Source organism: Marilutibacter maris (genome assembly GCF_006546735.2).
Lineage (GTDB): Bacteria > Pseudomonadota > Gammaproteobacteria > Xanthomonadales > Xanthomonadaceae > Marilutibacter > Marilutibacter maris.
In genome coordinates, this window is the sequence record NZ_VICD02000094.1 from 1 (window position 1) to 7,117 (window position 7,117).

Sequence of the window (7,117 nt, forward strand, 5' to 3'; positions counted from 1 at the left end):
CGTCGTCGAGCCGTCGCCGGCTGGCGGCGTCGTCGAAGTGCCGCAGGCGGCAGCTCGACAGCGCGATCAGTCCGCCGCCATGGCGGGCGGCGGCACGACGCAGCGCTTCGTGGCGGCCACTGGGGCGCAGCGAAACCAGGTGCCAGCGGCGGGCGGGAGCGGTGGCGGACATGGCGCACAGCTTGGCACAGGGATGTGCCGGACCGTACGCCGGCGCAGCGTCGTCGTCGCCACACAATGTCTGTACCCTGCGCCGGCCCGGCGGGCGGATCGACCGTCCCGCCGCCTCCCTCCGCTGCCGCCCCCGATACCGAATGTCATTGGACACGCTCGCTTCTCCGCCGCTCGCCCCGTCGCAGCCCGACGCCGCCGCGCTCGTCCGCCTCAAGGCCCACTACGACTCGATGCCGCCGGTTGCGGTGATGGACCTTTCGATCGCCGGCTATGACGGCCAGCGGCTGCGCCTGCATGCGCCGCTGGCGCGCCACGTCAACGACAAGGGCTGCGCGTTCGGCGGCAGCCTGGCGTCGATGATGACCCTGGCCGCCTGGGGGCTGGTATCGCTGCACGTGGAAGCGGCCGGACTGGACGCCGACGTGTTCGTCGCCGACAGCCAGATCGGCTACCTGGCGCCGTTGTTCGCCGACCTGGACGTGGAGGCCGAAGCCGCGCCCGGCGCCGACTGGAGCACCTTCATCGCCACCCTGCGTAGTCGCGGCCGGGCGCGGATCGGCGTGGTCGCGCATGCGCGGCTGCCGGAGGGCGGCAGTGCGACCGAGTTCACCGCACGCTACGTGGCGATACTGCGGCGCTGAATCGTGTTCCCGGCTACGATGCGCGGGTATCCGCAATTGCCGGGGAAACCGATGCGCCTGACGAATCCGCTGTTCCGTCCCGTCCTGTTCGCCTGCCTGGTCGCGGTCGTCGCCGTGCTCGGCGGCTGCGCCAGTCTCGGCCCCAAGGCCGATGCGCTGCACCGCACCCAGTACGCCTGGTCGGGCGCGATCCGCTGGGGCGACTTCGAGGGCGCCTGGGGCCTGCTCGACCCGGACATGCGCGACGAGAAGCCGATGACCGACCTGGAGATGGAGCGCTACAAGCAGGTCCAGATCTCGCATTACCGCGATATCGGCGGCATGAGCGACCTCGACGGCGGCACCGCGGCGCGCGACATCGAGATCGGCGTGATCAACCGCCATACCCTGGCCGAACGCACCGTGCGCTACCAGGAAACCTGGCGCTGGGACGAGGAAGCCAAGCGCTGGTGGGTGACCAGCCCGATGCCGGATCTGTGGTCGGGGCAATAGGCTCCGGACCCCGTTCTTTTGCGCCGGCGCCGGCGCTGGGCGACAATCCCCGGCCCCGTGCGCCCCGCGGCGTCGAATTTCGCGGGGCCGTTCCCTTCCTGGCTTGTTCCCCTTTCAGCGTGGCCGTGATCCGTGAATCTTGAAGAACTGCTGGCCTTCTTCGGCCGCCATCCCTACCTGTCCATGGGCCTGGCCGGCCTGACCGTGGCCCTGATCTACACCGAGATCGCGCGCCTGTTCCGTGGCTACAAGGCGCTGCGCCCGGCCGAGCTGACCGGGCTGATCAACCGCGACAACGCGCTGGTCGTCGACCTGTCCTCAAGCAGCGACTTCGAGAAGGGCCACATCGCCGGCAGCAAGTCGGTCGCGCTCAGCCAGTTCGACCCCGAGAGCAAGCTGCTGGCCAACGTGAAGCAGTTGCCGGTGGTGGTGGTCTGCCGCAACGGCATGGCCTCGACCGCGGCGGCCAAGCGGTTGAAGAAGGCCGGCTTCGAGCATGTCTACTGGCTCGACGGCGGCATCGCCGCCTGGCAGCAGGCCGACCTGCCGCTGGTCAAGGGGCGCAAGTAGCCGAACCGTCGCCGCGGCGCGGCTCCGGCGGTCACATAACCCGCGGTTGCCGGCCAACGGGCCTTGCGAACGCCGCATTCGCCCCAACCTGAGCTGTGCAGGGGGGAGTCGCGACGGGTTGCGTTCCATCGAGGACGATCCGGAGCGGTCATGGTCGCGTGCGATACTCCCGCACCTGAAGCTCTCAGAGCCCTTTCAAATCCTTGATCCGATAACCGTTTACCTGGAGTAACGAGATGTCCGAAGAGCAGAACAACGGCGCCGCCGCGCCGGCCGACGCCGCCGCGCAGAACGCCCCGACCTTCTCGGTCGAGAAGATCTACGTCAAGGACGTTTCGTTCGAGGTACCGGGCGCACCGGCCGTGTTCAACGAGCAGGCCCAGCCGCAGCTGCAGATGAACATGAACCAGAACGTGCAGCGTCTGGGCGAGAACGCCTTCGAGGTGGTGCTGGGCATCACCCTGACCTGCACCGTCGGCGAGAAGTCGATCTATCTGGCCGAGGTCAAGCAGGCCGGCGTGTTCGGCGTTTCCGGCTTCGACCCGCAGACCCTGGACGGCCTGCTGGGCAGCCACTGCCCGAGCATCCTGTACCCGTATGCCCGCCAGCTGATCAGCGACCTGATCCAGGCCGGCGGCTTCCCGCCGTTCTACCTGCAGCCGGTCAACTTCGACGCGCTGTACGCCGAAGGCCTGCGCCAGCGCCAGCAGCAGAACGGCGACGGTCTGGCCGACGCCGAGGCCGCCGGTAACGCCTGATCCGGCCCATGACCGGAGCCGATAACGCAACGGGTGCCGGCAAGGCACCCATCACGGTGCTGGGCGCGGGCTCTTGGGGCACCGCACTGGCTTCGCTCGCCGCCCGGCACGGTCATCCGACCGTGCTGTGGGGGCGCGACGCCGATGCCGTCGCGGCGATCAACCAGCATCACGAGAACACCCGCTACCTGCCCGGGCACCCGCTACCGGACAACCTGGTCGCGACCACCGACCTGGCCGGGGCCCTGGGCGGCGCCGGCATGGTCCTGGTCGTGGTGCCCTCGCATGCCTTTGCCGAGATCCTGCGCGCGCTGGCGCCGCACCGCCCCGCCGGTGCCGGCGTGGCCTGGGCGACCAAGGGCTTCGAGCCGGGCAGCGGCCGCTTCCTGCACGAGGTCGCCGAGGAAGTGCTCGGCGCCGACGTGCCGCTGGCGGTGGTCACCGGGCCGTCGTTCGCGAAGGAGGTCGTCGCCGGGCTGCCGACCGCACTGACCGTGCATTCGGACGATGCCGGCTTCGCCCAGCAGGTCGCCGACACCCTGCACGGACCGGCGTTCCGCGCCTACACCGGCGACGACATGGTCGGTGCCGAGCTCGGCGGTGCGATGAAGAACGTGCTGGCGGTCGCCACCGGCGTCGCCGACGGCATGGACCTGGGCCTGAACGCCCGCGCCGGCCTGATCACCCGTGGCCTCAACGAGATGCTGCGGCTGAACCAGGCGATCGGCGGCAAGGCCGAGACCCTGATGGGCCTGGCCGGCCTCGGCGATCTGGTGCTGACCTGCACCGGCGACCTGTCGCGCAACCGCCGCCTTGGCCTCGCACTGGGGCGCGGCCAGAGCATCGCCGACGCGGTCCGCGAGATCGGCCAGGTGGTCGAGTCGGTGCAGACCGCCGACGAAGTGATGCGCCAGGCCGAGCGCCATGGCATCGAACTGCCGATCTCCAGCGCGGTGCGCGCGGTCCTGCACGGCGAGATCACCCCGGCGGACGGCCTGCGCCAGCTGCTGGCACGCGAGCAGAAGCCCGAATACCCGGTCGGCCTGTTCGGCTGAGGAGGCGGGCACGCGCGTGCCCGCTTCTCCAGACATTCCCAAGGCATGGCTACGGAGTCCAGTGGCATGGGACGTCCGCCGCGGGCGGCTCCCCGCTTTTGTAGGAGCGGCGTAAGCCGCGATTCCCGGGCGGCGCCCGGGAATCCCCAAAGCTTGCTTCGCAAACCTTGGGCCCCGCCGTTGCGCTTCCACACCCCCATTCGCGCCGATGGCGCGAATCGCCCCCTGACTCAGGGGGGAACGATATCCGGCTGCGCTCGGATATCTCCCAAAGTTTGCTGCGCAAACCATGGGCCCCGCCGTTGCGCTGCCACACCCCCATTCGCGCTGCGCGCGAATCGCCCCCTGACTCAGGGGGCTGGGTCCGTGCTGTATCGCATCTCGTAGGAGCGGCGTGAGCCACGATGAGGCTTTCACGGGATGGGCCGGTCGCGGCTGACGCCGCTCCTGCGCAGTTGCCCGGGCTCAGCCCAGTTCGGCCAGCCAGTCGCGCGGCCGCAGGTAGTCGGCCAGGCGCGCCTCGGCGCTGCCCGGCTCGGGCTGGTAGCCGTACTCCCAGCGCGCCAGCGGCGGCATGCTCATCAGGATCGACTCGGTGCGTCCGCCCGACTGCAGCCCGAACAGGGTGCCGCGATCGAACACCAGGTTGAACTCGACATAGCGGCCGCGCCGGTACAGCTGGAACTGCCGCTCGCGTTCGCCCCAGGCGGTCTCTCGGCGACGTTCGACGATCGGCAGATAGGCCTCCAGGAAGCCGTCGCCGACCGCGCGCAGGTAATCGAACTCGCGATTGAAGTCGCCGTGCAGATCGTCGAAGAACAGCCCGCCGATGCCGCGGGTCTCGTCGCGGTGCTTGAGGAAGAAGTAGTCGTCGCACCAGCGCTTGTGGGCGTCGTAGCGTTGCTGGCCGCCGAACGGCTCGCAGACCCGGCGCGCGACCTGGTGCCAGTGCAGCACGTCCTCGTCGAACGGGTAGAACGGGGTCAGGTCGAAGCCGCCGCCGAACCACCAGGCGACGGTCTCGCCGTCGCGCTCGGCGGTGAAATGGCGGACGTTGGCGTGGGTGGTCGGGATGTAGGGATTGCGCGGGTGGAACACCAGCGAGACGCCGACCGCGCGCCACGAGGCGCCGACCAGTTCCGGCCGCGCGGCGGTTGCCGACGGCGGCAGGCGGGTGCCGGAGACGTCCGAGAAACCGATCCCGGCCTGCTCGAATACCGCGCCGTCGCGCAGCACCCGGGTGCGGCCGCCGCCGCCCAGGGTCGCCGCGCCGCTCTCGCCCGGCGCCCGGGTCCAGGCGTCCTCCTGGAAGCGGGCCTGTCCGTCGGCGGTCTCGATGGCCCGGCAGATGCGGTCCTGCAGGCCGGTCAGATAGCTGCGTGCGCGTTCGAAATTGTCCATGGCGCGCATTCTACGGGGCGCCCGGCCGCACCGATTGATCCGGCTCAAGGCGCGGACGCGGCGGACGCCCGCGGCGGGGGTTCACAGGCCTGTCGACATGGCGTTCCTGACGGTGTTCCCACCCTGGCGAGGCGGCGCGGATGGCGGTCTACATCGAACTCATGCAAGCGCAGAACTATCAGGAGAATGGGCGCTTCGGTCATGTCATCGAGCTGCAGGCGGTGGTGTCGAACCGCAAGGGCGCCCGTCTGCACTGGCTGCAGCGCAGCGACCGCGCGTCGGGGCCGGATCTGCCGGCCGACACCTGGGTCGATCTGCATCGGCTGGCGCCGCAGTCGCCGCTGTTCGAGGCCTGGCAGAAGAGCGATGGCGAGTCCGGACTGGCGACGGTTCCGCTTCCCGAGGTGGCGTCGATCCGGTGCGAGGCCGATGCCGAACGGGTGCTGGATTTCTGGGTCGTGGTGATCGACGGCGTGGATGCCACCGGCGCCAGCGACGGCGACTGGGCGGTGATGCAGGCACGGCAGACGCTGAGGTGCGATACCGGCGGCAGCATCGTCGAACAGTTCTTCCTGATCACCGGCGACGAGGTCGGTGTCGACGGCACTCCGCCGTACCCGCCGGGTTTCAGCCCGCAGTAGGGCAGGGACATGGCGGGACCGGTGCGCTTGCAGCGCCGGGCGCGATGGCGACAATCGGAGCCCACCGTCCGTCGCTCATGCAGGCCCGCCATGTCCCCATCCAGTCCGGCGCTCCGTCGCGCGCTCGTCACCGGCGGCAGCGGCGACATCGGCAGCGCGATCTGCCGTCGCCTCGCCGCCGACGGCTGCCACGTCATCGTCCATGCCAACCGCAATCGCGCCCAGGCCGAGGCGGTGGTGGCCGCGATCGGGGCCGACGGCGGCCAGGCCGAGGCGGTCGCCTTCGATGTCGCCGACGCCGACGCCTGCAACGCGGCGATCGAGACCCTGCTGCAGGCCGGGCCGATCCAGGTGGTGGTCAACAACGCCGGCATCCACGACGACGCACCGATGGCGGGCATGTCGCAGACGCAATGGAAGCGGGTGATCGATGTGTCGCTGCACGGTTTCTTCCACGTCACCCAGCCGCTGCTGCTGCCGATGGCGCGCACCCGCTGGGGCCGGGTGGTCAGCGTGTCGTCGGTGGCGGCGGTGCTGGGCAACCGCGGCCAGACCAACTACGCCGCGGCCAAGGCCGCGCTGCACGGCGCGACCCGCTCGCTGGCGCGGGAAATGGGCAGCCGCGGGATCACCGCCAACGTGGTCGCGCCGGGAGTGATAGAGGGCCGGATGGCCGACGACAGCTTCCCGCCGGACGCGATCCGGCAGATGGTCCCCGCCGGCCGCGCCGGCCGCGCCGACGAGGTCGCCGCGCTGGTGGCGTTCCTGTGCTCGGACGCGGCCGGCTATGTCAACGGCCAGGTAATCGGCATCAATGGGGGAATGGGGTGAGAGCCGGCGTTTGCGAGCCACTGGCTCGCGCCGGCTCGAACGTCGAGGGCCGGGGAAGGCGTTTGCGAGCCACTGGCTCGCGCCGGCTTGAACGCCGGGCACGCTGCACCGGGCCGGGGGTTGCGAGGTGAGCGCGTGGCGCGCGCCCGCAACGGCCCGGAAAGCGTGTTGTTTCCTTTTAGAAACTCAGGTTCCTTTGTTTTTTTAGGCAAGAGCTTCCGCCACCAGGGCGGCGGGTGACTTTTCTTTGCTGGCCCAAAGAAAAGTCACCAAAAGAAAGGGCCGTCCCGACGGAGCTCAATCGTGAGCGGTGGGCGTTCCGGGGTTTTTTCGACACGACATCCTGTCGTGACCGAAAAACGGCGCGCGTCCGTGCGCGCCGCCCTCCGGGTCTGCGCCGGGTACGGGCTGTCCGAGTGCCAGCAAGGTCAAGAGCGACCGATGCTGTTGACCCTGACCTTGACCTTCAGCGACTTAAAGCCCGCCGCGCACCGCAGGGGGCGGCGGCCGTAGAGGCGCCCATGTCTGAGCGCAGCGAGTTTGGGCGCCGTGCC

8 protein-coding genes are annotated in these 7,117 nt (G+C 70.0%); 7 read left to right on the forward strand and 1 reads right to left on the reverse strand.

The genetic code is table 11. From position 1 onward, the window contains the following. Positions 1-314 precede the first annotated feature (314 nt). The 5 genes from FKV24_RS06500 (at position 315) to FKV24_RS06520 (ending at position 3,690) form a co-directional block, all read left to right on the forward strand. The gene (locus tag FKV24_RS06500; RefSeq protein WP_141481806.1) at positions 315-815 is read left to right on the forward strand and encodes a YiiD C-terminal domain-containing protein; all 501 of its coding nucleotides are present in this window, start codon (positions 315-317) and stop codon (positions 813-815) included. Positions 816-866: 51 nt separating this feature from the next. Continuing rightward, the gene (locus FKV24_RS06505) at positions 867-1,307 is read left to right on the forward strand and encodes a hypothetical protein (RefSeq protein WP_111265088.1); all 441 of its coding nucleotides are present in this window, start codon (positions 867-869) and stop codon (positions 1,305-1,307) included. A gap of 132 nt (positions 1,308-1,439) precedes the next feature. After that, a complete protein-coding gene (locus FKV24_RS06510; RefSeq protein ID WP_111265089.1) occupies positions 1,440-1,877 on the forward strand; it encodes a rhodanese-like domain-containing protein in 438 nt (145 codons plus the stop codon). Positions 1,878-2,113: 236 nt separating this feature from the next. Continuing rightward, entirely contained in the window at positions 2,114-2,635 is a 522-nt protein-coding gene (gene secB / locus FKV24_RS06515; protein WP_111265090.1) for a protein-export chaperone SecB, read from the forward strand. 8 nt (positions 2,636-2,643) lie between these two features. Continuing rightward, a complete protein-coding gene (locus tag FKV24_RS06520) occupies positions 2,644-3,690 on the forward strand; it encodes an NAD(P)H-dependent glycerol-3-phosphate dehydrogenase (protein ID WP_111265091.1) in 1,047 nt (348 codons plus the stop codon). 465 nt (positions 3,691-4,155) lie between these two features. On the opposite strand, the gene hemF is transcribed toward FKV24_RS06520, so the two are convergent. Then, entirely contained in the window at positions 4,156-5,091 is a 936-nt protein-coding gene (gene hemF, locus FKV24_RS06525) for an oxygen-dependent coproporphyrinogen oxidase (protein ID WP_141481807.1), read from the reverse strand. 140 nt (positions 5,092-5,231) lie between these two features. Here hemF and FKV24_RS06530 point away from each other — a divergent pair, with 140 nt between their 5' ends. Together FKV24_RS06530 and fabG are read left to right on the forward strand one after the other, a co-directional pair. Next, positions 5,232-5,732 (forward strand): hypothetical protein, encoded by a 501-nt coding sequence (locus FKV24_RS06530; protein WP_141481808.1) that lies wholly within the window; start codon positions 5,232-5,234, stop codon positions 5,730-5,732. A gap of 90 nt (positions 5,733-5,822) precedes the next feature. After that, positions 5,823-6,563 (forward strand): 3-oxoacyl-ACP reductase FabG, encoded by a 741-nt coding sequence (gene fabG / locus FKV24_RS06535; RefSeq protein ID WP_141481809.1) that lies wholly within the window; start codon positions 5,823-5,825, stop codon positions 6,561-6,563. Positions 6,564-7,117 lie beyond the last annotated feature (554 nt).